A 25,715-nucleotide genomic window follows, 5' to 3' on the forward strand; every position below is an offset into this window, starting at 1 on the left:
TTGATTCCAACTTTTTCTTTTTGTTTATCCATGCTATAATGAAAGTAGAATAGATAAATTTAGAGGAATAACATGAACGAGATTAAATGTCCAAATTGTGGCGAAGTTTTTACAGTTAATGAAAGCCAATATGCAGAACTGCTTTCTCAAGTTCGCACTGCTGAGTTTGATAAGGAATTGCATGAACGAATCAAACAAGAATTGACATTGGTGGAACAAAAATCCTTAAATGAACAACAGGCAAAACTGGCTCAAAAAGATCAAGAAATTGCCCAGCTTCAAAGTCAAATTAACAACTTTAATACAGAAAAAGAATTGGCTAAGAAAGAAGTGGAGCAAAGTGCAAGTCAAAGCTTGCTAGAGAAGGAAAAAGAAGTCCAAGCACTGGAGAATCAGTTAGCTACCTTGCGCTTGGAACATGAGAACCAACTTCAAAAAACATTATCTGATTTAGAGAAAGAACGTGATCAGGTCAAAAATCAGCTCCTTCTACAAGAAAAAGAAAACGAGCTTTCTCTGACTTCAGTTAAGCAAAACTACGAAGCCCAGCTTAAGGCAGCTAATGAACAGGTTGAGTTCTATAAGAATTTCAAAGCCCAACAATCTACAAAGGCTATTGGTGAAAGTCTGGAACATTATGCGGAAGGTGAGTTCAACAAGGTTCGTAGCTTTGCCTTCCCAAATGCCTACTTCGAAAAGGACAATAAGGTTTCTGCGCGTGGTTCTAAAGGGGACTTTATCTTCCGTGACTTTGATGAAAATGGGTTAGAATTCATTTCCATTATGTTTGAGATGAAAAATGAAGCAGACGGGACAGAGAAGAAACATAAGAATGCAGACTTTTACAAGGAATTAGACAAAGACCGCCGTGAGAAAGACTGTGAGTATGCTGTTTTGGTAAGTATGCTTGAAGCAGATAACGACTACTTTAATACAGGAATTGTTGACGTTAGCCATGAATATGAGAAGATGTATGTCATTCGTCCCCAGTTCTTTATTCAACTAATTGGACTCTTGCGCAATGCTGCCCTTAATTCCCTAAAATATAAGCAGGAGCTGGCTTTTATCAGGGAACAAAATATAGATATCACTCGTTTTGAGGAAGATTTGGACGCCTTCAAGGTCGCCTTTGCAAAGAATTATAACTCAGCTTCTGTCAACTTTGGCAAGGCAATTGACGAAATCGACAAGGCAATTAAGCGGATGGAAGAAGTCAAGAAATTCCTGACAACATCAGAAAACCAACTCCGCCTCGCAAACAATAAGTTAGATGATGTTTCTGTTAAAAAATTGACTCGTAAAAATCCGACTATGAAGGCTAAGTTTGATGCTTTGAAGGGGGAGTAGTTTTATTTGTAATGTATGGTACTAGTTCAACAATATGAATGAGGAATTATAAAATGAATAATAAAAGCTTAATACCTATGCCTGATCTAAATTTGGATGACATAGTACATCTGTCAAAAGAAAATGAAAAGTTAATTGTTAATTTTCTAAGTGCATTAGACGAGTTACATACAATCAATCAATTTTATCATATTTATATTTTTAATTTTTATCAAATACTTTATCACTTTGAGTTGGATACTAACGATAACATAAGAAAACAAAATGGTTTGAATGGCGATGAATTCATTATTATTAATTCTTTACTTATAAATTTAATGAGCTCATCTAAGACTTTAGTTGATTTGTTAATCCACTTTGATAAGAAATATTCACAAAAGTTAGAAAAAAAGATAAATAAAATATATGATTCAGAGTTTTCGTATATATTGATTATGACTTTAAGAAATTTCGCATTGCATGGACACATTCCTCTATCTTTCAGTCAAAATAAGTATAGCTTTAATTTAGATTATATACTAAAAGAAGGCGAAAAGTTTAATTTCAGTAAGTCGTCAAAGGAAGCTTTTATAAGAATTCGTGATGAAATTAGGCATGTGTATGGAGATATAGCAAATATTGCTTTTACAAAAACACTTATGGATTTTCACCTTAATTTACTAAAAATTCATTATCACTTTTATCTCGAAAATAAATCTTTACTAGAAAGTTTCTTTAAATCTGTAGAGTTAAAATTACAAAAAGAGAAAAGAAAAATAAAAAATGGACAATTAATTATAGAGATTGATGGGGAATGTCACAGTATTATAATGTCCAGTAAAATAGCATTGTTGAATAAACTAATGCAAGAAGCAAAAATTAACTTTTACGATTTTAAGAAACAAAAGTCAAAAAGTTGTAGGGATAAAAAGTTAAAAGATAGTAGTAAACTAGAAAGCAAAACATGAACGGTATTATCAATTTAAAAAAAGAAGCGGGGATGACCTCGCATGATGCAGTTTTTAAGCTGCGTAAGATTTTGGGAACCAAGAAGATTGGTCACGGTGGGACGCTAGATCCTGATGTGGTGGGCGTTTTGCCGATTGCCGTTGGTAAGGCGACTCGCATGGTCGAGTTTATGCAGGACGAAGGCAAGATTTATGAGGGTGAAATCACCCTAGGCTATTCTACGACCACCGAGGATGCTAGTGGCGAGGTGGTTGCTGAGTCACCGGTCTTGTCTCCTTTAGATGAAACCATTGTAGATCAAGCGATTGCTAGTTTGACTGGGACCATCACACAAGTGCCTCCTATGTACTCTGCTGTCAAGGTCAATGGTCGCAAACTCTATGAGTATGCGCGTGCTGGTCAGGAAGTGGAACGTCCAGAACGTCAGGTGACCATTTATCAATTTGAACGGACAAGTCCGATTTCTTATGAGAGCGAACTTGCACGATTTACTTTTCGTGTAAAATGCAGTAAGGGAACCTATATTCGTACCTTGTCGGTTGACTTAGGAGAAAAACTTGGCTATGCAGCTCATATGTCTCATTTAAAACGAACAAGTGCAGCTGGCTTACAGTTGGACAATGCTTTGACCTTAGAGGAAATTGCAGAAAAAGTAGAGATTGGACAACTTGATTTTCTACATCCGATTGAGATTGGGACAGGTGACTTGGTCAAGGTTTATTTGACACCAGACCAGGCAGAAGAAGTGCGTTTTGGTCGCTTTATTGAATTGGAACAAACTGAGAAGGAATTGGCTGGCTTTGAAGGTGAAAAATTACTAGCCATTTTAGAGAAACGGGGCCAACTTTATAAGCCGAGAAAGGTTTTCAATTGATTAGGACTGGTGGTAAAATCGCAAATTGATTTTTAGTTTTAAAAAATGCTAAAAGACAGTTCAGTTTAGACCCGAAAAAGTTATGAAAAAGGGTTGAAAACACGGTGGTATTTGACAGTTTTGCTTGCTTATGATAATATTTAAATAAAGAAAAGCTAGAAAACTTTCAGAGGATATTATGAGTATTGAGATGACTGTAAGTGAGATTGCTGAGGTCTTGGGCTTGTCCCGTCAAGCAATCAATAACCGTGTCAAGGAATTACCTGAAGAAGATACGACTAAAAATGATAAAGGAGTCACTGTGGTAACTCGCAGTGGCTTGATTAAGCTTGAAGAAATCTACAAAAAAACCATTTTTGAAGATGAACCTGTTAGTGATGATGTGAAGCAACGTGAGTTAATGGAGATTCTTGTTGATGAAAAGAATGCGGAAATCATCCGTCTTTATGAGCAACTAAAGGCTAAAGACAAACAGTTAGCTGAAAAAGATGAACAGATGCGTGTTAAAGACCGTCAAATCGCAGAAAAAGATAAGCAATTGGATCAACAACAACAGTTAACCCTACAAGCCATGAAGGACCAAGAAACCCTTCAGTTGGAGTTGGATCAGGCTAAGCAAGAAGTACAAGCAACGAAGAAAGGCTTCTTTGCTCGCTTATTTGGAGGATAAGAAAAAACTGCTTGGTTTCTAGGTATAACCAAGTAGTTTCTTTTTACAAATACAGTAAGGAATGGATAAGATGGAAAAATTAAGAGATTACATTTCATTTGATTTGGAATTTAATAAACACCAGGATAAAACTCACTTGATTCAGGTTTCTGCAGTCCGTTTTAAAGATGGTGAAGAAGTAGGAGCATTTGACTCATATGTTCATACAGATGTACCATTGAAAAGTTTTATAAACGGTTTAACGGGTATCACGTCTGAAACCTTGAAAGATGCTCCGAAGGTGGAAGATGTTCTCAAAGATTTTCAAGCCTTTATTGGTCAATTACCTATCGTTGGCTATAATGCAGCTAAGAGTGATTTACCGATTCTATTGGAACATGGTTTGGATTATAGTATCCAATATCAAGTGGATCTCTATGATGAAGCTTTTAAGCGACGTAGTTCGGATCTTCACGGGATTGCCAATCTCAAGTTACAAACTGTTGCAAGTTTTCTAGGATTTAAGGGACAATCTCATAACAGTTTAGAGGATGCTCGTATGACTGCTCGTGTTTATGAAGCATTCCTAGAGTCTGACGAAAGTAAAATCTTACTGGACGTCAAGAGTAGTCTTAACTCTAATCCCTTTGGTGGTTTAGATTTATCACAGCTGTTTGATTAGGAGGTTTTATGAAACCTGAAAAGCCTAAAAAATTGGGTTTTAAAAAGATTTACCTCAATCTTGATAAAATCCTCTTTCTATTTTTTCTAATCTTTATGTTGGTCGACTATATTTGGTTACCTTTGAATTCATTGATAGCGGGTTTTTTGCTAAGTCAGACGGGCTATTTGTTTATTTCTTACAATAACATTTTTGCCATTATCAAAAATGCTCCTATAGTCAGTATTGGCTTCTTAATCTTAATCATTCTTAACCTTTTAGTTGCTTATTTTCAACTCAGTCTTCTCTTTATAGGGGCGCGTCATCTTCTCTATCATGAGAAAAGAACACTGATAGAATACAGTCGTAAGGTCTTTCGTGAGAGTCTTGTCTTTATGAAAGGTCTGACAATTACAAAAGCCTTATTTATCTTCTTCTATGTTGCCATGCTTTTTCCTTTTATCAGGAAGTTTTTAAAGATTTATTATTTTAATAAAATCGTAATCCCAGAGTTTATTCAGACCTACATGGAAGATAAATACTGGATGTGGTGGCTAGGTATAATCATCTTGTCAATCCTCTTCCTCTACGTTTCTGTTAAGTTGGTATTTGTTCTTCCAAAAATCTTTTATGATAAGATGACAGTCAAGGAAGCTGTGCTCTATAGTCTTGAAAGAACTAGAAATCAATTCTGGTTTTACGCTTGGCATCTCTTTCTCATTGTTGTCAAAACAAATCTTTTCTTTTACTTGCTTCTAATCCCACTATTAGTTGGGCAGTTTTTAGTGGATGGTCTCACACAAAGAGAATCCTTGATTCTTGCTATTTCAAACTATACCTTGATTAAAAATATCCACTATATGGCCCTGACTTACTTCTTGGTTAAGTTCACCTCATTTTTAACGGGTGAGGAATTGGATATTATACCGAGACGAAAAAAAGACCATCTCATGAGATGGGGAGTTATGGGGTGTGCGAGTGTCATCTTTGCTATTGAAGGCTATGTCTATTTAGAAGCACCAGTTGCAAATCCTCCGCGCGTGATATCCCACCGTGGTGTTTCCAATGGTAATGGCGTGCAAAATACTGTAGAATCTCTAGAAAAGACAGCTCAACTAAAACCAGACCTTGTTGAAATGGATGTGCAGGAAACCAAGGATGGTCAGTTTGTCATGATGCACGATGCGAATCTGAGAAGTCTAGCAGGATTAAATGTGACCCCTCAAGACCTAACTTTAGAAGAGTTGAAGCAGATAGATATTTTTGAGAATGGCTATCAAACTAAGATATCAAGTTTTGATGATTATCTAAATCATGCCAACCAACTAAATCAGAAACTACTTATTGAGATTAAAACAAGTAGGAAAGATAGTGCTCAAATGATGGATCATTTTCTTGAAAAGTATGGTGCTAAGATTAAGGTTTATGGTCATCAGATGCAATCTCTAGATTACCATGTTATTGAAAAGGTAACCCAGTATGATAAGGAGATTCCAGTCTTCTTCATCCTGCCCTACAATTCCGTTTTCCCAAGAACAAATGCTACCGGCTATACCATGGAGTATTCTACTTTGGACGAATACTTTGTGACCAAACTCTGGAACACAGAGCAGAAGCTCTATGTTTGGACGATTAACGGTTCGGAATCCTTTAACAAATCGCTTCATCTAGGAGTAGATGGTATGATTACGGATAATTTGGAAATGGTACAAGAAGAACTTGAAACTGCCCAGGAAGACCCAGAATACGCCGATTTACTTCTAAAGAAGGCAACAGAATTCTTTACTTTTTAGATAAGACAAAAGAGGCTGAATTCAGCCTCTTTTTATGCTATTAGAATGGTAATTTTCCTGCAAAAGCACCGAGTTTCTTTTTGGTTGCCTCATCGATTTGTTCAAGAGCTGCATTCACTGCCTGAACAGTCATGTCAGAAAGAGTTTCGATGTCTTCAGGGTCAACAACCTCAGGATTGAAATCAATTTTTGTGACCTTCTTATCTCCAGTCAATGTCGCAGTTACAAGGTTTTGAACAGAAGTGCCAACAAATTCTGTAGCAGCAAGTTCCGCTTGACTTTGCTCCATTTGTTTTTGAAGTTTTTGAGCTTGACGCATCATGTTTTGCATATTCATCATAAGATTTAAGGTTTCCTTTAACAATTTTTTCTCCTTATTTTATCAATTTTAGATAGAAATGTCTAATGTTAATTTATAGCTTGTAATATTAAATTTTCTGACAATTCTATTGAAAAATGAGAAAAAGGATGCTATAATAAAACGAAAATAAAATGGGCTTCCCATGATTTAATAGGAGTATCTAATGAAAAAACTTGGTTTTATCCTTTTATCTTCGGCATTGTTGTTATCTGCTTGTGCAGTTCGTTTTGAACAATCGTCAACTACAAGTGATTCCTCTCAGGTTACAAAATTGTCAGAAGATAACCAAAAACTATTGGATAAGGCAACTAGTGACTACAAAGTATTTGTGGAAGAACAGATTGATAAACTTTTAACGGATACAGAAGGTTTTGTTCAACTATTGAAGGATGGTAAGTTAGAAGAAGCTAAAAAGGCATACCCTTTAATCCGTATGTCTTATGAACGTTCAGAGCCGATTGCAGAGAGCTTCGGAGAATCTGATGTGAAGATTGATTTTCGATTAGCAGACTACTTAGATGAAAACAAGACCGAAGAAGGTTGGTCTGGTTTCCACCGTATCGAGCGCATTCTTTGGGAGGAAAACACAACCAAAGGAACTGAGGTTTTTGGTGACCAACTGGTAAATGAAATCAAGGAATTGAAGGCTAAGATTGCGACTGTAGATGTTGATTACAAGATTATGCTAACTGGGGCTGTCGATCTTCTAAATGAAGTAGCGACAAGTAAGATTACTGGTGAAGAGGAGATTTATTCTCATACAGATTTGTATGATTTCCGTGCAAATATCCAAGGTGCTGAGAAGATTTTCCAGCTATTTAAACCCTTGCTTGCAAAATCAGATGCAGCCTTGGTTAAGGAATTAGAGGAAGATTTCAAATCTGTCAATAGTTTGTTAGACAAACACATGACGGACAAGGAACATTATAAACTCTATACAGACTTAACGAAAGAAGACACTAAAGAATTGTCTGAAGCAGTGACAAAACTTGGTGAACCATTATCACAAATGGGTAAATTTCTTGGTGGAGAATAAGTAATATGACAAACAAAGGCGAAAAATTTTTTGAACAAAAAATGGACCGTCGAGAATTTCTAAAAAAAGCAGGTATCGGAGGTGCCGGTCTCGCACTTGGACTCTCTGGTGCTTCTGCTTTTTTCGCACCTAAGCTTGATGGTCAGGAGAAAATCTCGTACGGGGATGAAAAAATAGCCTTCTATGGTAAACACCAAGCTGGCATTACAACTGTCATGCAGAAAAACATCTATTTTGTTGTCTTGGATTTGTATACAACTGACAAAGAGAAAATCATCCAGTTATTTAAAGATTGGACGGATTATAGTGCCAAACTTGTAGAAGGAGAATTGGTTAAAAAAGATGGTAACAATAGCCTCTTGCCTCCAAGTGATACTGGAGAAACAGTTGGGCTTAATCCTCATCGTTTGACCCTGACTTTTGGAGTTTCGGCTAGTTTCCTAGAAAAAATGAAACTAGAGAACAAACGTCCAAAACTTTTTAGAGATTTACCTCCATTTCCAAAGGAACAATTACGAGAAAAGTACACGGGTGGAGATATTGTCATTCAAGCTTGTGCAGATGACGAGCAAGTTGCCTTTCATGCTGTTCGTAACCTTATCCGAAAAGGAAGAAATGCAGTTACTCTTCGTTGGAGTCAATCAGGTTTTGCAGCTATCGGTAATCGTATGGAAACTCCTCGGAATCTCTTTGGCTTTAAAGACGGGACTGCTAATGTTACCACTGAGAAAGAATTTGATCAGGTTGTGTGGGCAGATAGTAAGGATTGGATGGAAAATGGTTCCTACATGGCCGTTCGTCGCATCCAGATGTTCCTTGATACTTGGGATCGAACCAATCTGGAGGAGCAAGAAAATACCTTTGGACGCTATAAGGAAAGTGGAGCTCCTTTTGGTAAGAAAAACGAATTTGATGAGGTGGACTTGAGCCTTCTTCCTGACGATTCTCATGTACGCTTAGCAAAAGAAGTGGATAAACCTCTCCTGCGTAGATCCTATTCTTATTCTGATGGAATTGATGAAAAGACAGGTCAGTTTGATACCGGTTTGCTCTTTATCTCTTTCCAAAAGGACCCAGATAGCTTTGTTAAAGTGCAGACCAATCTGGGTGCTACGGATAAAATGAACGAATATGTTACTCATATAGGTAGTGGCCTCTTTGCCTGCTTTGGTGGAGTGGAGAAGGGAGGTTACATTGGGCAGAAATTATTTGAATCCTAAAAGTCTTATCCTCCTATTTGCTTGTTTCTTCCTATTGATTTTTCCGGTAGGAGCTAAGGAAAATTTGAGTCCCTACTTTGTGAAAATAACTGATGCAACTAAAGCTGTTAAAGAAGGCAAACAAGATCAGGCAAGAAAACTAATCGATGAAATGACCAAAGATTTCGAGAAAGTCGAGAATTCTGACTCTGAAGCAGGGCGACAAGTTCAAGAAAAGTTGGCCTTAACTGGTGATATTACTGAAGACCAGTTAACTCAGATTTCTTTAGCCCTTTTGACATTTGAGAAAGAGCAAAATCCAGTCGACCTTGATGTAGAAAAAGAGAAACTTGTTTCACGATTAGAACCTCGTTTTGAAGCCTTAGACAAGGCAATCGCTTCTCAAGATCTGGAAGCAGTAAGAGAAGCCTATAAAAAAATGAATTCAACCTGGACCATCAATGAAGTAGTGGTTCGCGACCATAGTACAGCTCATTATGGGCAAGTGGAAACAGCAATTTCCTTCTTGCGTAGTAGCATTGAGACTGAACCAACGAACTTTGATACTATTCAGGCATCGTTTGATGATTTGAAAAAAGCCATTTCTAACTTTGTTGAAGGTACAGAAATAGCGGCGACATCATCGAATCTGACCCTTAAGGATGGAATTGATCTTTTAAAAAAGGCCTTGACACAATTTCAAGCTGGTCAAGATAGTGAAGCAGCTGCAAGCATGAAGGAGTTTATTACTATTTGGCCCACCATCGAGGGTTCTGTAAGTACAACCAATCCTTCGCTTTATACCAAGGTTGAAAGTGAAAGTCCTGTCATCATGGTTAAGGGAAAGGAAAGTGAATATCAAGAAAAGCTTTCTAGCTTGATTGCAGAATTGTCTCAAATTGATACTAGCGCTTCCTATAATGCATTTGATGCCATGCTCATCTTGCTCCGTGAAGGTGTCGAAGCTCTTTTGATTGTCATGGCGCTTGTGACAACTTTGAAAGCTGCTAAGATGAGAAAGGGACTCAAGTGGGTCTATGGTGGTGCATTTGCTGGTATAGTGGCCAGTCTTTTAATTGCCTATATCCTTCAGATTGCCTTTCCAGCAGTCACCTCAGGAACTAACCGTGAAATCATCGAAGGTGCAGTCGGGATTTTTGCGGTTATCATGATGATTTTAATCGGTATTTGGCTCCATAGCAAATCTTCTGTTAAAAAATGGAATACTTTTATGGAATCACAAATGCAAACTGTCACGAAAACAGGCTCTTTCCTTTCTATGTTCGCTCTGAGTTTTCTGGCCGTCTTCCGTGAAGGTGCTGAGACGATTTTATTCTACGTAGGGATTCTGCCAAGGATTTCTAGTTTTGACTTTGTCCTAGGAATTTCTCTGGCCCTCTTAGTCTTAGTCGTGATTGCCTTTGTGATGAACAAGGCCAGTCAATTTTTCCTACCTCACAAGGTTTTCTTTATCCTGACTTGGATGATTTATGCCTTGGCTTTCAAGATGACGGGAGTCAGTATCCATGCCTTACAGTTGACAAATATAATTCCAAACCATCTGATCTCAGGAATACCAAATATTGATATATTGGGAATTTACCCTAGTTGGGAAGGGTTAGCAGGTCAGATTATCTTTATCCTCGTAGTTTTTCTAATTACCATTAGACAGGGTGAAAAGTGATGGATCAAAAGGAATTGACAATTATTGAACATTTGGTAGAATTTAGAAAGAGATTGCTAGCAGTAGTTGTTTGCTTCTTTCTAGTATTCTGCGTTTCACTATTATTTGCCGATCAGGTTTATCAATTTATCACACAAGGCTTTAGTCAGAAGTTGATCGTCTTAGGACCGAATGATATTTTATGGATTTATCTCCGTTTGGCAAGTTTGATGGCCTTTAGCCTTACCTTGCCCTTTACCGTTTATCAAGTTTGGAGTTTCGTCCGACCAGCCCTTAAAAATGAAGAAGCAGGGGCGATTTTTGCTTATATCCCTGCAACTTTCCTTTGTTTTATCTTGGGATTAGCCTTTGGCTTTTATTTTGTAACACCAGCTATACTTCAGGTCTTACTGGGACTAGGTGAAAACTTATTTGAGACGCAACTGACAGCACAAAATTATCTAGCCTTTGTCTTTCAAACAACTGTACCACTAGCGTTTATCTTTGAATTGCCAGTTATCATTGCTTTTTTTACCTCAATTGGTTTGATTGGACCTGGCCTACTCATTTCTTATAGACGTTATGCTTACTTCATTTTATTGGTATTGGCAGTTATATTGACGCCGGCCGATTTTATTAGCGATTTAGCGATGACTGTTCCCCTAATCCTTTTGTATGAGGTTAGTATCGCTATTAGTAAATGGATAATTAAGAGAAAAAGGAAAGGAGAAAAAAATGGGAATCTTACGTGATATTGGTGCACCAGGCTTGATAGTCATTGTTCTTGGAGCATTGTTGATTTTTGGACCAAAACGCTTACCAGAGCTAGGCGAATCAGTAGGAAAGATGCTTGCCGAGTTTAAGAAAGCCGTTAAGGGCATCGGTGAGCAAGAAGAAAAATAAACGAAAAATGATTGAATAGAGTTGAGAATTGTTAGCTTGGAATTATCTCTGGCTACAATCTCAACTTTTTTATTTAGTTTAAGGTTTCTTTAAGGTTTCTATAATATTCTAAAGAACTCTATATTAATAGGATTGACTAGATCTTGGTAGAAGAAATTAGATAATCATTTGCTTTTTTTTAAAAGAAAGTGCACTAGGAAGAAATAATGTTCAGATTAAGGTTTAAAAAGAGCGTTTTCTAGGCATAAAGTCTTTGTATTTCTTTCAAGATAGAGCCAGATTGTGATATAATAGTTAACAATAAGTTTTTTTAGAATGAACTAAAGGAGTATAAAAATGATCTACGCTGGAATTTTGGCGGGTGGCACTGGCACACGCATGGGGATCAGTAATTTGCCAAAACAATTTCTAGAGTTGGGAGACCGCCCAATCTTAATTCACACTATTGAAAAATTTGTTTTGGAACCAAGTATTGAAAAGATTGTAGTTGGAGTCCATGGAGACTGGGTTACACACGCAGAAGATTTAGTTGAAAAATTCCTTCCGCTTCATAAAGATCGTATTATTATCACCAAAGGTGGTGCTGATCGTAATTCTAGTATTGAAAAAATTATTGAAGCTATTGATGCTTACCGTCCAATCACGGAAGATGATATCGTAGTCACACATGACTCAGTTCGTCCCTTTATCACACTTCGAATGATTCAAGACAATATCGCTCTTGCTCAAAAACATGATGCGGTTGATACTGTGGTTGAAGCGGTGGATACTATCGTTGAAAGTACAAATGGTCAGTTCATTACAGATATTCCAAATCGTGCTCATCTCTATCAAGGACAAACCCCTCAAACCTTCCGTTGCAAGGACTTTATTGACTTGTATGGTTCTTTATCAACAGAAGAAAAAGAAATTTTGACAGATGCTTGTAAAATCTTTGTCATTAAGGGTAAAGATGTTGCCTTGGCAAAAGGGGAATACTCAAACCTTAAAATTACAACAGTTACAGACTTGAAGATTGCTAAAAGCATGATTGAGAAAGATTAGAGACATGATTAATCAAATTTATCAACTGACAAAACCAAAGTTTATCAATATCAAATATCAGGAAGAAGAAATTGATCAAGAGAATCATATTCTCATCCGACCAAATTACATGGCGGTTTGTCATGCGGATCAACGCTACTATCAAGGAAAACGTGATCCAAAAATCTTATCAAAGAAACTTCCAATGGCTATGATTCACGAGTCTTGCGGAACGGTCATTTCTGATCCAACTGGTACATATCAAGTCGGTCAGAAGGTTGTCATGATTCCAAATCAGCCACCAATGCAAAGTGATGATGAATTTTACGAGAACTACATGGCTGGTACTTATTTCTTATCTAGTGGTTTTGATGGATTCATGAGAGAGTTTGTTTCTCTTCCTAAGGATCGCGTGGTAGCCTATGAAGAAATTGAAGACACAGTTGCTGCTATTACAGAGTTTGTCAGTGTTGGCATGCATGCCATGAATCGTTTCATGACGGTATCTCACAGCAGACGTCAACGTATTGCAGTTATTGGTGATGGTAGTCTAGCCTTTGTAATGGCAAATATTATCAATTATACCTTGCCTGAAGCAGAGATTATCGTCATTGGACGTCATTGGGAAAAACTTGAACTCTTTTCCTTTGCGAATGAACGTTATATCACTGATAGTATTCCAGAAGATTTAAGCTTTGATCATGGATTTGAGTGTTGTGGTGGTGATGGATGCGGTCCTGCTATCAATGACTTGATTCGTTACATCAAACCCCAAGGTACCATTTTGATGATGGGAGTGAGTGAGTATAAGGTTAATATCAATACTCGTGATTCTTTAGAAAAAGGCTTGTTATTAGTTGGATCTTCTCGTTCTGGAAGAGTTGACTTTGAAAATGCCATTCAAATGATGGAAATTAAGAAGTTTGCCAATCGTTTGAAGAATATCATTTATCTAGAAGAACCAGTAAGAGAGATTAAGGATATTCATCGAGTTTTTGCTACAGATTTAAATACTGCCTTCAAGACAGTCTTTAAATGGGAAGTGTAAGGATATGGAGGTTGACCGTGGAGAAACTTATTAAAGAAAAGATTGCTTCTTTATTATCGGAAGAAGAGGATATTCTCAGTGTTGAGCAACTAGGTGGGATGACCAATCAAAACTATCTAGTCAAGACGACTGCAAACCAGTATATCGTTAAGTTTTTCGGTAAAGGTACAGATAAATTAATCGATCGCCAGAATGAGAAGTTCAATCTTGAATTGTTGAAAGATTTGAAATTAGATGTAGAAAATTATCTTTTCGATATTGAAGCTGGTATCAAAGTTAATCAGTACATTGAAAATGCTGAGACACTTGATTCAGCTACCATTAAAACCAAATTTGAAAAGATTGCACCAATTCTACAAACGATCCATGCTTCTGGTAAAGAATTAAAAGGAGAATTTGCTCCTTTTGAGGAAATCAAAAAATATGAATCATTGATTCAAGGAGAGATTTACTATCCAAACTATGAAGCTGTCAGGAAATCTGTATTTTCTCTGAAAGAAGAGCTTGAACAAATTGGAATTGATAAGAAATCATGTCATATTGATTTGGTTCCTGAAAACTTTATTGAAGCACCAGATGGACATCTTTATCTCATTGATTGGGAATATTCTTCTATGAATGATCCTATGTGGGATTTGGCAGCCCTCTTCCTAGAATCTGAATTTACAAGTGCAGAAGAAGAAGACTTTTTAAGTCATTATGAGAGTGACAAGACTCCAGTTTCAAGGGAGAAGATTCGTATTTACAAAATCTTGCAAGATATCATTTGGAGTCTTTGGACTATTTACAAAGAAGAAAATGGTGCAGATTTCGGAGATTACGGAATCTCTCGTTACAATAGAGCAGTAAAAGAATTAGAGTCTGAAGGAGAATTAAATGAAAACTAAAAATGGAGTTTCTTTTGGGCTACTATCAGGTGTGTTCTGGGGATTAGGATTAACTATTAGTGCTTATATCTTTTCAATCTTTACTGAGCTTTCGCCTTTTGTAGTAGCAGCAGCACACGATTTTCTGAGTATTTTTATCTTGCTAGGATATCTTCTCGTTAAAGAAGGAAAGGTACGTTTTTCAATCTTCTTGAACATTCGAAATGTCAGTGTTATTATCGGAGCACTATTGGCTGGGCCAATAGGCATGCAGGCCAATCTCTATGCAGTCAAATATATCGGTAGTTCATTAGCATCCTCAGTTTCAGCTATTTATCCTGCAGTATCTGTCATTCTCGCTTTCTTTTTCTTAAAGCATAAGGTTTCTAAGAATACAGTATTTGGAATCTTATTAATCATTGCAGGCATTATTGCTCAGACCTACAAGGTTGAACAAGTCAATTCTTTCTATATCGGAATTCTTTGTGCCTTAATTTGTGCTCTTGCTTGGGGGAGTGAAAGTGTTCTAAGCTCATTTGCTATGGAAAGTGATCTCAGTGAACTTGAAGCCCTCTTGATTCGACAAGTAACTTCCTTCCTGTCCTATCTTGTTATTGTTCTCTTCTCGCATCATTCATTTGCAGAAGTGGCAAACGGACAATTGTTGGGACTTCTGATTGTCTTTGCAGCATGTAATATGATTTCTTATCTAGCCTACTATATGGCTATTAATCGATTGCAACCAGCAAAAGCAACAGGTTTAAATGTGAGTTATGTAGTCTGGACTGTATTGTTTGCAGCAATTTTCTTGGGTTCACCCCTTAATTTACTAACCATCATTACTTCACTTATCGTAATGGCTGGTGTTTATATTATTATTAAAGAATAAAGGAGAAAACGCGTGAAAGCGATTATCTTAGCAGCGGGCTTGGGAACTCGTTTGAGACCCATGACGGAAAACACTCCCAAAGCCTTGGTTAAAGTCAATCAAAAACCTTTGGTTGAATATCAAATTGAATTTTTAAAAGAACGTGGAATTGATGATATTATCATCGTTGTAGGTTATTTGAAAGAACAATTCGACTACCTTAAAGAAAAATACGGTGTCCGTTTGGTCTTCAATGACAAGTTTGCTGATTACAATAACTTTTACTCTCTTTACTTGGTAAAAGAAGATCTAGCCAACAGCTACGTTATCGACGCGGATAACTATCTTTTCAAAAATATGTTCCGAAATGATATCGAACGTTCAACATACTTCAGTGTTTATCGTGAAGATTGTGATAATGAGTGGTTCCTAGTTTACGGTGATGACTTCAAAGTTCAAGATATCATCGTCGATAGCAAAAATGGACGTATCTTAAGTGGCGTGTCGTTTTGGGATGCTCCAACAGCTGAAAAAATTGTTGGATTTATTGACCAGGCTTATGCAAGCGGCGAGTTTGTTGAACTCTATTGGGATAACATGGTCAAAGATAATATCAAAGAACTAGATGTTTATGTAGAAGAGTTGGAAGAAAATTCTATCTACGAAATTGACAGTGTCAAAGATTATCAAAAATTGGAGAAAATTTTGTCTTCACAAAAATAAGCAACTTTTATAAACTGATACCTTACCTATTTTTACTTGACTTTTCATGTTTGATACAGTATACTAGTGAAAATTTAACCTTTAAGGGAAGTCCAGAGAGACTCACAAGGTGTCAGAGAAAAGAAGCTACAACTGAAACAAGTAAGCGAATGCTTATTTGGTACTTTTGTGCAAATATCTTAACTGAAACCTTGCAATTGCAAGGTTTTTCTTTATCTGATCCCATTAAAATTTAAGGAGGAAAAGTTATGAATCCAAATTGTAAGAAGCGCATGGGAGCTATTCGCTTGGAAAAGATGAAAGTGATTGAGCAAGAGGAAATCGCGCCATCAATCTTTGAGCTTGTACTTCAAGGAGAAATGATCGAAGCTATGAAAGCGGGTCAATTTCTTCATTTGCGTGTACCTGATGATGCCCATCTCTTACGTCGTCCAATTTCGATTTCATCCATAGATAAGGCTAAGAAACAATGTCATCTTATTTATAGAATCGAAGGTTCTGGTACAGCAATTTTTTCAACTTTGAAACCAGGTGATAGTTTAGATGTTATGGGACCTCAAGGAAATGGCTTTGATCTATCTATGCTAGACAACCATAGCAAAGTTCTTCTTGTTGGTGGAGGAATCGGTGTGCCGCCCTTACTCGAAGTAGCTAAACAACTGAATGAGCGTGGTGTTGAAATAACAACTGTTTTAGGATTCGCTACTAAAGATGCTGTTATTTTGGAATATGAATTATCCAGATTTAGTCAGGTCTTTGTAACGACTGATGATGGATCTTATGATATTAAAGGAAATGTTTCTGTAGTGATTAAGGAATTTGACACTGAATTTGATGCCATCTACTCATGTGGGGCACCTGGTATGATGAAATATATCAATCAAACCTTCCATGACCATCCAAGAGCTTATCTATCTCTAGAATCCCGTATGGCTTGTGGTATGGGAGCGTGTTATGCTTGTGTCATGAAAGTTCCAGACAGTGAAACTGTTAACCAACGTGTGTGTGAAGATGGCCCTGTATTTAAAACAGGCACAGTAGTTTTATAAGGAGAGTGCCATGACTACAAATCGATTACAAGTCTCTCTAACAGGCTTAGAGTTAAAGAATCCTATCATTCCTGCTTCAGGCTGTTTTGGTTTTGGTCAAGAGTACGCCAAATACTATGATCTAGATCTTTTAGGCTCTATCATGATTAAGGCGACTACCCTAGAACCGCGTTTTGGGAACCCGACTCCAAGGGTGGCAGAAACACCTGCAGGTATGCTCAACGCCATTGGTTTACAAAATCCTGGTTTAGACGTCGTACTCTCTGAAAAATTACCTTGGCTTCAAAGAGAATACCCAAATCTCCCAATTATCGCCAATGTTGCTGGATTTTCAAAGCAAGAATATGCAGCAGTTTCTAGTGGTATTTCCAAGGCACCTAACGTGAAAGCCATTGAGCTCAATATTTCTTGTCCAAACGTCGATCATGGGAATCACGGACTTTTGATTGGGCAAGACCCAGATTTAGCTTATGATGTGGTAAAAGCAGCCGTAGGGGCATCCTCAGTTCCTGTCTATGTAAAATTAACGCCTAGTGTGACGGATATCGTGACTATTGCAAAGGCAGTAGAAGATGCTGGTGCTAGTGGTCTCACTATGATCAATACCCTTGTTGGTATGCGCTTTGATCTTAAAATCAGAAAACCAATCATAGCTAATGGAACTGGTGGTATGTCTGGACCAGCAGTCTTTCCTGTAGCTCTCAAACTCATCCGGCAAGTAGCCCAAACTACTAATCTTCCAATTATTGGAATGGGTGGTGTTGACTCGGCAGAAGCTGCATTAGAAATGTACTTGGCGGGTGCCTCAGCAATTGGAGTCGGTACAGCAAACTTTACCAATCCATATGCCTGTCCTGATATCATTGATAACCTACCAAAAGTCATGGACAAATATGGTATAGATAGTCTAGAGCAACTACGTAAAGAAGTGAAAGAAAGTTTATTCTAAGTTTTATGCCTTATATTAAGCCTAAATTGTTTTGAAAGCGCCATTTTTCTGGTATAATAAATACTATGATTATTACAGTACCTATTAAAACAGAAAAAGACATTGCAACACCAGGACCAAACGTCCTTGTATTAGGTTATTTTGATGGAGTTCACCTTGGACATCAAAAATTATTTGACATAGCTTCTAAGATTGCTGCTGAAAAGCGCCAGGGAGTAGCTCTAGTAACCTTTAACGAATCACCAAAACTAACCCTTAATCCGTACTCACCTGAACACTTATTGCATATTTTGAATGCTAGTGAACGGGAGCGTAGATTGAAGCGAGCTGGAGTTGAAAGCTTGTACTTGATGGATTTTTCTAGTCGAGTTGCAAACATGACTGCTCAAGAATTCATTGATACCTACATCAAGGAAGCAAAGGCAGATACTATTGTGGTTGGTTTTGACTATACTCTTGGTTCAGATAGAAAAACAGCTGAGGATTTAAAAGAACTCTTCCATGGTGAAGTGATTATCGTTCCACCAGTTGAGGACGAAAAAGGGAAAATTAGTTCTACACGAATTCGTCAAGCCATCTTAGAGGGTGATGTGAAAGAAGCTAGAAAACTTCTTGGTGCGCCACTGCCAACTAGAGGTGTAGTGGTTCACGGAAATGCTCGAGGTCGAACAATTGGCTTTCCTACAGCCAATCTAGTCAATTTGGATCGGACTTATATGCCGGCTGATGGTGTCTATGCTGTTGATGTTGAAATTCAGAGAAAAGTCTATCGTGGAATGGCTAGTCTAGGAAAAAATGTGACCTTTGATGGTGAAGAAGAGCGCTTTGAAGTTCATATCTTTGATTTTTCTGATGACATCTATGGCGAAACTGTAAATGTATATTGGTTAGACCGTATCCGTGACATGGTAAAATTCGATAGTATAGATCAATTAGTCAAGCAACTTAAGCAAGATGAACAGATGGCAAGAAAATAGGATTTGAAATGATAGGAGAGTTTGAGATTATCTCAAGCTCTTTTTTTGAAATATCATATATTATTTTCGGTAATCGCTTTCTTTCCCAATTTAATAGTATTTGTGTTTAAGATGATTATTGAAATTTATAGGAATTTTTGCTATAATTTAATCATCAAACTAAAGGAGATTATGATGTTTAAAGAAAAAAGAAATAAAGGCTTTATTTCAGGGCTTATTCTTTCACTAGTTTTCTTTGCTTTTTCTGCAGGAACTGTCTTCATGTGGAATCATCACCAGCATCCAATGGATCCATTTTCAGATGATACTCGGTCAGGTAAAGAAGTTACTATGACTGTCTATGATATCTATCCAGAAGTAGTTGGAGAAGTTGATGGTGGAAGTGTTTTATACCTTGTGCAATATAGCAATGATGGTGATGGTAAATTTGCAGTTGTAGAGGCTAAAGAAAATGATAAAGAGATTCAAAAACTTATGGAACAAGCTGCAACTGAAACACTTATAGATAATCCAGCTACTCTAGTAGGTACACAGTTACAACCTCTAAGTAAAAATGTTAACAACAAATCTCGAAATAATAGAATTGTAGACTTATCTGGCTTTCTTGACTCTATACTTGAACCTGATTCAACTGTTGCATTGAACATGAACTCAAGTGTCTATCTAAGTTTGACTGAACACTCAAAAGATGGCTGGTGGCATCTCATAAGTGCTGCAATTTTTGGAGGAATTGGACTATTTACATTAGTGGGTGCCTTTCTTCTTCGTAAAAAATCTATCGCAGCTTTTGAAGAGCTTTATCAAGCCTATCCTGAATTGCAAGGAAATGTTGAAAATCTAACTGGTTTGGCAGAATTTTATGATGAGAGTCTAAAGGTAATCCTCTATAAAAATCATCTCATCACTTACTATAAAGGAACGCAAGCTTTAGACCTACGAGATGTTGAGCAACTTTATCTAGTTGAAACGAGAATTAACCGTTCCCTAATCACAAATAAAGTCTACCAGTTCTGCTATGTTCGTAAGAATGCTAAGAAAAAACAAGACATGACCTTGAAAACAACTAAAACAGTTCAAGAGCAACTGGAAGAACTTTGGGATTTAATAGCAGATAAGTTTCCAGATATTCATATAGGAGTTTAATAGCAAAGCATCGATTTTCGATGCTTTTTATGTATATGATAATTTGTCATAATTTTTAATAATTTGATTAGATTTTAGAGGAAATTATAAAATCAATTTATCGGCATGTTGTTATAAAGTTTACGAATTTTTGATACAAATTAAAAAATATGCAATTATCATTTGAGATTTCAAAAAAAATTCTATAATTTCAACTAAATTATAATACTTGGTAACAAAAATAAAGAGCATGAGTAAGAATTTTTAAAGGGTTCAAGATGCTAACAGAGTATAATCAAAGAAGTAGAATTTTATATTATTTTTAAAGTTTATACCATAACATAAAATAAATGCATAAAATAAATAAGGTTTTCTTTCTAATTTTTGGTTAAATAATTAGAAAAAATGGTTAAAATGTGGTAGAATGTAAGGTAGCATCAATTTTTAAGATTGATAGAAAAAACGGAAGGTGTATACATGTTTTTTAAAAGAAATGAAGGTCAATTTAGAGAAACAGATCGTGTTACAAGATTTAAGTTAATCAAGTCTGGTAAACACTGGTTACGTGCCTCTACATCCCTTTTTGGTTTATTTAAAGTCATTCGTGGCGGAGTGGATACAGCTCAAGTATCAACAGAGATTGTTGAGGAGCGTTCTTCTACACCATTGACAGGAATCGATGTCCTTAAGGGGATAGTAGCGGCTGGTTCGGTTATCGGTGGCGGAGCTATCGTTCAGACGCAGGTTTATGCTAATGAACAAACAGCAGTAGAAAAAGTAATTGATACAGATAGCACGCTCGTCAATACGGACAAAGTTGTTCTAGGGACAGTTGGGCAAGAAGATCAAGAAACTCCAGCTTCAGATGTGACTTCTCAGTCTATCAGTGAGAGTGTATCAGTCTCTGAAAGTCATTCTTTATCAGAGTCTTTGTCTACAAGTATTTCTGCATCAGTATCAGCATCAACTTCTGCATCAACTTCTGCATCGACTTCTGCCTCAACTTCAATTAGTACATCTGAGTCAGTAGCTAAATCAGAAAGTCTTTCTGGGACTGGCTCTACAAGTCCTACAGTAACAAGCTCGGCAAGTGAGAGTGTTGCTGGCGGAACTACCAAGGCAGAGGATGGAGTAGCAAATAAAGCTAACGCTACAATTACCTATAATTCTACAGTAGCTAACTTGAATACTGCTTCAGCAAATGCAGTAGTATCTGACAAAGTCTATGCTAGTGAGGCAACTGTTTTAGCAACTGCTGCAACAGGGGTTGTAACTGCGACTGAAACTGACAAAAAACGTGCAGAGCAAGAGAAAAAACTCAAAGGCCTTTCAGATGAGATAGGAACCTATCTCGGTCGACTAGGTCATCGTGAAGGAGCAGAGTCTACGCTTCTAAAAGGAAAAGCTACGATTGAAGCTATTCAAAATGCTTTGGCAGATCCTAACGCTGACCTTAACACCCTTATCACTGAAGCTACTAGAACACGTAATAGCGTGGTAAACACAGTCCTTCGTGCTAGTTCTGGGGCGCGTGACTACCGTAATGGTCAAGCTTTGACTTCTTCAAATGACTTTCGTATTCCATTTAATACAAATGCTTCTTTGGGAAATGCAAGTTATGACCCTAAGGCTAAACTAATTGTTACCAATAAAAACCAAGCAAACTACTTTAAAACATCAGGAACTGCAAATCTAAGTGGTGGTACAGTAACCTTAACACAGAACACAAGTGGGCAAGCCGGTTCCTATACATTGAAAACTAAGATAGATATGACTGAGAGCTTCACCCTAAAAGGTAAGATCAATCTTGGAAATTCTTATGAAGGCAATACTACTAATGGTCACTATGGTGGTGATGGGATTGCGGCGGTGTTTTCAACTGCCGAACCTGGTGTTATAGGAAATGCTAATGGAAACGGTTCTGGGGCCTCTCTTGGTATGGGAGGAGATAATCTCAAAGGTTCCTTTGGATTTAAACTGGATACGTGGCATAATACGGGTGCACCGGATGCTGTAAATAAAGCCTCAGCCGATCCAAAGATTAATGGTTATCAAAATGGAGCATTTGGTGGCTATATCTATAACTACAATGGTAATAACAGAAATGCCCAAGGAACTGTCTATCCAGTAATCCGCACCTTTGAACATTTAAATCAAAACCCAACAGATAATTCCTTAAGAGACTACCAGGTTTCTTACAATGGAACGACCAAAGTAATGACCGTTACTTATAATGGTGGTCAAACCTGGTCTATGAATCTGCAATCAGATAAAATTGCAACTTCAAGGGATATGTTTGTAGATGGTCGTCCAGTTAATACGAATGCTCTCAAACTTGAGAATACCAAAAGAAGTTTGTTGGACAACGCTGGTAATCCTGAAGAGCTAGCCTTGGCCCTCTTCGCTTCGACAGGCTCTGGAACCAACTTGCAACAATTTAGACTAGAAAAATTTGAATACTCTGCTCGTGGTGCCTATGTTACAGTTAATTTCATCGATGCAGATACTGGAGAGGAAATCCCTGGTAAGGATGAGGTGTTTATCCAAGAACTTCCAGGAAAAACGGTCGATCTTAGTCAATATCTGAACATTAAGGGTTACCAGTTGAAAGCAACAAACGTTGCTACTGCTCGAGGATTTGTGTCAGGAAATAAAGTCGGAGTTCTTGAAGGGAAACAAGGTATTACCTATGCCTTCCATAAACTCAAACAAAATGAACTTTATAATGCTACACCTAAAGTTCCAACTGTTTATACTTTGCAAGGGGAAGCTGCGACAGATGTTGCTAATGTAAATAACTTTGTCACTGTTGATCCTGTTGACAGTTCAACACCTGCTGTCACTGGACATAGCATTTCTTGGGTAACGCCAATCTCTACTAGTGCAACTGGGCCTCAATCAGCTCTAGCACGTGTTACCTATTCTGATAATTCGACAACGGATGTAACAGTCAACTATACTGTTTATCCAAAAGTTGAAACCAAAACAAACAATGGTGTGAAAGGTCAATTTTATGCCTTTAAAGCAGTTCCAGGTAGTGATAAAACTGTTGGAGGAAGCTATGCCAATAATATCGGTGGAAATTCATATCTTTATCTCAATACCGACTCTCTTCCTTCAGGAACAACCTTCTCTTATGAGTATCGTCTGAATAACAATGCAAGTGCGCAAGTAAGTAGCCAGGGTGGGTCACCTAAATTTAGTGATGTCTGGCATACAACAGGTGCTAATCCTGTGTCACACCATACAACTTACACCGTAAAAGCGACTTATCCAAATGGACGTTTTGGTACTGTATCATCTAGCAATGCAGCCCTAACAAGTGAAACTAGATTTGACTATACTGTAGTTGATCCGGTAGCAAAACGAGAGTATGTTACTACAGTTGGTGATAAGGCTTCATTAGCGGATATTATTGACAATCCAGGTAATGCTATTAAGAATTCTGATGCTGGAGTTGCGATACCTGCAGATACAACATTCAGTTGGGAACAAGCTCCTGACGACGCCATGGTTGCTAATCCAGGATTCTACACAAGAAAAGTAAGAGTGACCTTACCGCAAGGTTCTACTGATGCAGCAAGAAACAGCACATCTGTTCCAGTTATCTTCAAGGTCAATCCACAAGCACCACAAATCGCTAATGATCAGGTGACAAATACTGGTGGACTTCCAGATAAAGGAATTACAGTTACAAATGTGACGCCGGGTGCACTTGTTACCCTGACATTAAACGGACATACATTCCCTAAGACTGCGGGGAATAATGACACAAGCGTAACCTTTACTGCGACAGATTTAAAGGCTGCCTATGATGGAAACAACGGTCTCCTTCCAACAGGTGACGTAACTGTTAAACAAAGTAAGGTTTTCCAAAATCCTGGTACTAGTGTAAATGAAACCTTGGAATCAGCTACAACGACTAAAACTATTACCAAGGAAAATGTAGCACCTGAAGTAACTTTTGAACTTTATATTAAGAATGATAAGACTGGCCAATGGGAAAAACAAACGATTAAGAATAATGTTCGTCCTGGAGTCAGTGGTTACGAAGTCTTCGCAGGAGATGAGATTAAAGTTGTTTTAACTGCTAAAGATAATAGTGGTAAGATTAAAACTCTGAAATTAAACGATGGAACTTCAGATATCAGTCGTATTTTCCAAGATGGCTATGCTTCAAATGATACTGCCCCAGGTATCAAGGATACACCTACTACGGCTTCAACAACAAATCCAAAAGTATTAGAGTACACTGCTACTTATGGAGAAAATGTCCAATATAAAGATGGAAATAAATGGACTCGTGGAACTAATGCTACAGACTTATCGGATAATACTGGTAGAGTAACGGCTGTAGTTGCACAAGGAAAATTGAATGAAAAATTCCCAGGAGCTCAACCTACTAACGCCATTGCAGTTGCCAATCCAAATGCGTTGACAAATGATGAACGCACCAAGATTCTTGATGCAGTTAAAACGGCAAATCCTCAGGTAGCCAACCGCATTAGCGATTATAGTATTGCTACCGATGGTACTGTAACGATTACCTACAAAGATGGCACAACGAACGATGTGACTATTAAGGTAATTCCACAGGCACCAGTTATCTCAGTTGCTTCTACTAATGAAACTGGTGGCTTGCCAAATCGTTCGATCGTTGTTACAAATGTAACACCAGGAGCTCTTGTAACCTTGACTTTAGCAGGGCATACGTTCGAGAAGAGAGCTAAAGATAATGAAACAAGCGTTACTTTTGAACCTGCAGAAGATCTGAAAAAGGCTTACGACGGTAACAATGGTCTCCTTCCTACTGGAGATGTAACAGCTAAGCAGACAGTTGCTGGTCTCAATTCAGAGGTGACGAAAAGTAAGATTACTCCTGAACGTGTGAATCCAACAATTACCTATACTGTAACAGTAAATGGTCAAGAGCCTAAGAAAGATAGCAATGGTCGTTATCTGTTCTATGCTGGGGACAAGATCCAGATTACCTATACAGGTAAAGATAATAGTGGTAAATTAGTCACACTGAAGGTCTCTGGTAATAGAAAAGACTTGACGGACTTCTTCGAAAATAGACGTGAATGGGGAAAAGGTCCAATCACAAATATTATCAATACCTTAACAAATGATGACCAAACTACCTTCACCATTAATGCGGTTACTAACAAAGACCTTGATTGGAGATCAGGAAATACCTGGGGACGTTGGCTCAATGCTACAGATCCAAGTGGAAACACTGTTGACGTTGGAGAAATTCGAATTCAACAAGATCAGTTGCAGAACTTGTTTAATAAACCTGCGATTGACTTGACTGAAGTAAAGGATAAAAATCATTTATCAGAATCTGATAAGGACAAAGTTCGAGAAGAAATCAGAAAAGCTCATGATAAGGTTGTTACAAACGGTCGCAATCGTATTTCAAGCATTGATGTAAGTGACAGTGGTGTTGCAACAGTTTACTATAAGGATAATGCCAAAGTGGCATCTGGTAGTCAGCCGTATGCACCAACTGTTTATAATCAAAATGAGACTGTTACGGATAACAAATATCGTTCTGAATCAGCGTCAACAAGTGCATCAGTGTCAGCGTCAACTAGCGCATCAGTAAGTGCAAGTACTTCAGCAAGTACATCTGCTTCAACAAGTGCAAGTA

At 37.5% G+C, this 25,715-nt stretch carries 22 protein-coding genes; 21 read left to right on the top strand and 1 reads right to left on the bottom strand.

What is annotated here, in order from left to right; genetic code table 11:
- The first annotated feature begins 72 nt into the window (after window positions 1-72).
- From HMPREF2987_RS04335 to HMPREF2987_RS04360, 6 genes are all read left to right on the top strand, one after another.
- Window positions 73-1,347, top strand: a complete 1,275-nt coding sequence (locus HMPREF2987_RS04335) for a DUF2130 domain-containing protein (RefSeq protein WP_075229485.1) — start codon at window positions 73-75, stop codon at window positions 1,345-1,347.
- Window positions 1,348-1,400: 53 nt separating this feature from the next.
- Window positions 1,401-2,294, top strand: coding sequence for a hypothetical protein (locus HMPREF2987_RS04340; protein WP_075229486.1), 894 nt, complete (start codon window positions 1,401-1,403; stop codon window positions 2,292-2,294).
- The gene (gene truB, locus HMPREF2987_RS04345; protein ID WP_075229487.1) at window positions 2,291-3,169 is read left to right on the top strand and encodes a tRNA pseudouridine(55) synthase TruB; all 879 of its coding nucleotides are present in this window, start codon (window positions 2,291-2,293) and stop codon (window positions 3,167-3,169) included. The genes HMPREF2987_RS04340 and truB overlap by 4 nt, the downstream gene beginning before the upstream one ends.
- 178 nt (window positions 3,170-3,347) lie before the next feature.
- Window positions 3,348-3,839 carry a DUF536 domain-containing protein gene (locus tag HMPREF2987_RS04350; protein WP_049504976.1) on the top strand — a complete coding sequence of 164 codons (492 nt, stop codon included), beginning with the start codon at window positions 3,348-3,350 and terminating at the stop codon, window positions 3,837-3,839.
- A gap of 70 nt (window positions 3,840-3,909) precedes the next feature.
- Window positions 3,910-4,500, top strand: coding sequence for a 3'-5' exonuclease (locus HMPREF2987_RS04355; RefSeq protein ID WP_075229488.1), 591 nt, complete (start codon window positions 3,910-3,912; stop codon window positions 4,498-4,500).
- Window positions 4,501-4,508: 8 nt separating this feature from the next.
- Window positions 4,509-6,272, top strand: a complete 1,764-nt coding sequence (locus HMPREF2987_RS04360; protein ID WP_075229489.1) for a glycerophosphoryl diester phosphodiesterase membrane domain-containing protein — start codon at window positions 4,509-4,511, stop codon at window positions 6,270-6,272.
- A 40-nt stretch (window positions 6,273-6,312) separates the two neighbouring features.
- Here the strand turns inward: HMPREF2987_RS04360 and HMPREF2987_RS04365 are convergent, their stop codons facing one another.
- Entirely contained in the window at window positions 6,313-6,612 is a 300-nt protein-coding gene (locus HMPREF2987_RS04365; RefSeq protein WP_075229510.1) for a YbaB/EbfC family nucleoid-associated protein, read from the bottom strand.
- Window positions 6,613-6,796: 184 nt separating this feature from the next.
- Between HMPREF2987_RS04365 and efeO the strand changes: the two genes are divergently transcribed.
- From efeO to HMPREF2987_RS04440, 15 genes are all read left to right on the top strand, one after another.
- The gene (gene efeO / locus HMPREF2987_RS04370; protein ID WP_075229490.1) at window positions 6,797-7,669 is read left to right on the top strand and encodes an iron uptake system protein EfeO; all 873 of its coding nucleotides are present in this window, start codon (window positions 6,797-6,799) and stop codon (window positions 7,667-7,669) included.
- Window positions 7,670-7,674: 5 nt separating this feature from the next.
- The gene (gene efeB, locus HMPREF2987_RS04375; protein ID WP_075229491.1) at window positions 7,675-8,889 is read left to right on the top strand and encodes an iron uptake transporter deferrochelatase/peroxidase subunit; all 1,215 of its coding nucleotides are present in this window, start codon (window positions 7,675-7,677) and stop codon (window positions 8,887-8,889) included.
- Window positions 8,864-10,552: an FTR1 family iron permease gene (locus tag HMPREF2987_RS04380; protein ID WP_075229492.1), complete on the top strand. Its 1,689-nt coding sequence runs from the start codon at window positions 8,864-8,866 to the stop codon at window positions 10,550-10,552. Before efeB ends, HMPREF2987_RS04380 begins: the two co-directional genes overlap by 26 nt.
- Window positions 10,552-11,283 (top strand): twin-arginine translocase subunit TatC, encoded by a 732-nt coding sequence (gene tatC / locus HMPREF2987_RS04385; RefSeq protein WP_075229493.1) that lies wholly within the window; start codon window positions 10,552-10,554, stop codon window positions 11,281-11,283. Before HMPREF2987_RS04380 ends, tatC begins: the two co-directional genes overlap by 1 nt.
- Window positions 11,267-11,434, top strand: coding sequence for a twin-arginine translocase TatA/TatE family subunit (locus HMPREF2987_RS04390; protein WP_000512114.1), 168 nt, complete (start codon window positions 11,267-11,269; stop codon window positions 11,432-11,434). Before tatC ends, HMPREF2987_RS04390 begins: the two co-directional genes overlap by 17 nt.
- 336 nt (window positions 11,435-11,770) lie before the next feature.
- Entirely contained in the window at window positions 11,771-12,478 is a 708-nt protein-coding gene (locus HMPREF2987_RS04395) for an IspD/TarI family cytidylyltransferase (protein ID WP_075229494.1), read from the top strand.
- Window positions 12,479-12,482: 4 nt separating this feature from the next.
- On the top strand, window positions 12,483-13,505 hold the full coding sequence (locus HMPREF2987_RS04400; RefSeq protein WP_075229495.1) for a ribitol-5-phosphate dehydrogenase: 1,023 nt from the start codon (window positions 12,483-12,485) through the stop codon (window positions 13,503-13,505).
- A gap of 17 nt (window positions 13,506-13,522) precedes the next feature.
- On the top strand, window positions 13,523-14,392 hold the full coding sequence (locus HMPREF2987_RS04405; protein WP_049549504.1) for a phosphotransferase family protein: 870 nt from the start codon (window positions 13,523-13,525) through the stop codon (window positions 14,390-14,392).
- Window positions 14,382-15,260, top strand: a complete 879-nt coding sequence (locus HMPREF2987_RS04410; protein WP_075229496.1) for a DMT family transporter — start codon at window positions 14,382-14,384, stop codon at window positions 15,258-15,260. The genes HMPREF2987_RS04405 and HMPREF2987_RS04410 overlap by 11 nt, the downstream gene beginning before the upstream one ends.
- Before the next feature lie 12 nt (window positions 15,261-15,272).
- A complete protein-coding gene (locus tag HMPREF2987_RS04415; protein ID WP_075229497.1) occupies window positions 15,273-15,962 on the top strand; it encodes a sugar phosphate nucleotidyltransferase in 690 nt (229 codons plus the stop codon).
- 248 nt (window positions 15,963-16,210) lie between these two features.
- Window positions 16,211-17,011 (top strand): dihydroorotate dehydrogenase electron transfer subunit, encoded by an 801-nt coding sequence (locus HMPREF2987_RS04420; protein WP_075229498.1) that lies wholly within the window; start codon window positions 16,211-16,213, stop codon window positions 17,009-17,011.
- Window positions 17,012-17,021: 10 nt separating this feature from the next.
- Window positions 17,022-17,960 carry a dihydroorotate dehydrogenase gene (locus HMPREF2987_RS04425; protein ID WP_075229499.1) on the top strand — a complete coding sequence of 313 codons (939 nt, stop codon included), beginning with the start codon at window positions 17,022-17,024 and terminating at the stop codon, window positions 17,958-17,960.
- Between the two features lie 65 nt (window positions 17,961-18,025).
- Entirely contained in the window at window positions 18,026-18,937 is a 912-nt protein-coding gene (locus HMPREF2987_RS04430; RefSeq protein ID WP_075229500.1) for a bifunctional riboflavin kinase/FAD synthetase, read from the top strand.
- A 174-nt stretch (window positions 18,938-19,111) separates the two neighbouring features.
- Window positions 19,112-20,080 (top strand): hypothetical protein, encoded by a 969-nt coding sequence (locus tag HMPREF2987_RS04435; RefSeq protein ID WP_075229501.1) that lies wholly within the window; start codon window positions 19,112-19,114, stop codon window positions 20,078-20,080.
- 456 nt (window positions 20,081-20,536) lie between these two features.
- A partial coding sequence (locus tag HMPREF2987_RS04440; RefSeq protein WP_142995354.1) for an accessory Sec-dependent serine-rich glycoprotein adhesin occupies window positions 20,537-25,715 on the top strand: 5,179 nt, incomplete at its 3' end.

It is taken from the genome of Streptococcus sp. HMSC067H01 (assembly GCF_001814775.1).
GTDB lineage: Bacteria > Bacillota > Bacilli > Lactobacillales > Streptococcaceae > Streptococcus.

What these genes read in the sequence shown, in the direction of transcription:
- HMPREF2987_RS04335 (WP_075229485.1), top strand. Translation starts at nt 73, where the DNA reads ATGAACGAGATTAAATGTCCAAATTGTGGCGAAGTTTTTACAGTTAAT.
- HMPREF2987_RS04340 (WP_075229486.1), top strand. Translation starts at nt 1,401, where the DNA reads ATGAATAATAAAAGCTTAATACCTATGCCTGATCTAAATTTGGATGAC.
- truB (WP_075229487.1), top strand. Translation starts at nt 2,291, where the DNA reads ATGAACGGTATTATCAATTTAAAAAAAGAAGCGGGGATGACCTCGCAT.
- HMPREF2987_RS04350 (WP_049504976.1), top strand. Translation starts at nt 3,348, where the DNA reads ATGAGTATTGAGATGACTGTAAGTGAGATTGCTGAGGTCTTGGGCTTG.
- HMPREF2987_RS04355 (WP_075229488.1), top strand. Translation starts at nt 3,910, where the DNA reads ATGGAAAAATTAAGAGATTACATTTCATTTGATTTGGAATTTAATAAA.
- HMPREF2987_RS04360 (WP_075229489.1), top strand. Translation starts at nt 4,509, where the DNA reads ATGAAACCTGAAAAGCCTAAAAAATTGGGTTTTAAAAAGATTTACCTC.
- HMPREF2987_RS04365 (WP_075229510.1), bottom strand. Translation starts at nt 6,612, where the DNA reads ATGATGAATATGCAAAACATGATGCGTCAAGCTCAAAAACTTCAAAAA.
- efeO (WP_075229490.1), top strand. Translation starts at nt 6,797, where the DNA reads ATGAAAAAACTTGGTTTTATCCTTTTATCTTCGGCATTGTTGTTATCT.
- efeB (WP_075229491.1), top strand. Translation starts at nt 7,675, where the DNA reads ATGACAAACAAAGGCGAAAAATTTTTTGAACAAAAAATGGACCGTCGA.
- tatC (WP_075229493.1), top strand. Translation starts at nt 10,552, where the DNA reads ATGGATCAAAAGGAATTGACAATTATTGAACATTTGGTAGAATTTAGA.
- HMPREF2987_RS04390 (WP_000512114.1), top strand. Translation starts at nt 11,267, where the DNA reads ATGGGAATCTTACGTGATATTGGTGCACCAGGCTTGATAGTCATTGTT.
- HMPREF2987_RS04395 (WP_075229494.1), top strand. Translation starts at nt 11,771, where the DNA reads ATGATCTACGCTGGAATTTTGGCGGGTGGCACTGGCACACGCATGGGG.
- HMPREF2987_RS04400 (WP_075229495.1), top strand. Translation starts at nt 12,483, where the DNA reads ATGATTAATCAAATTTATCAACTGACAAAACCAAAGTTTATCAATATC.
- HMPREF2987_RS04410 (WP_075229496.1), top strand. Translation starts at nt 14,382, where the DNA reads ATGAAAACTAAAAATGGAGTTTCTTTTGGGCTACTATCAGGTGTGTTC.
- HMPREF2987_RS04420 (WP_075229498.1), top strand. Translation starts at nt 16,211, where the DNA reads ATGAATCCAAATTGTAAGAAGCGCATGGGAGCTATTCGCTTGGAAAAG.
- HMPREF2987_RS04425 (WP_075229499.1), top strand. Translation starts at nt 17,022, where the DNA reads ATGACTACAAATCGATTACAAGTCTCTCTAACAGGCTTAGAGTTAAAG.
- HMPREF2987_RS04430 (WP_075229500.1), top strand. Translation starts at nt 18,026, where the DNA reads ATGATTATTACAGTACCTATTAAAACAGAAAAAGACATTGCAACACCA.
- HMPREF2987_RS04435 (WP_075229501.1), top strand. Translation starts at nt 19,112, where the DNA reads ATGTTTAAAGAAAAAAGAAATAAAGGCTTTATTTCAGGGCTTATTCTT.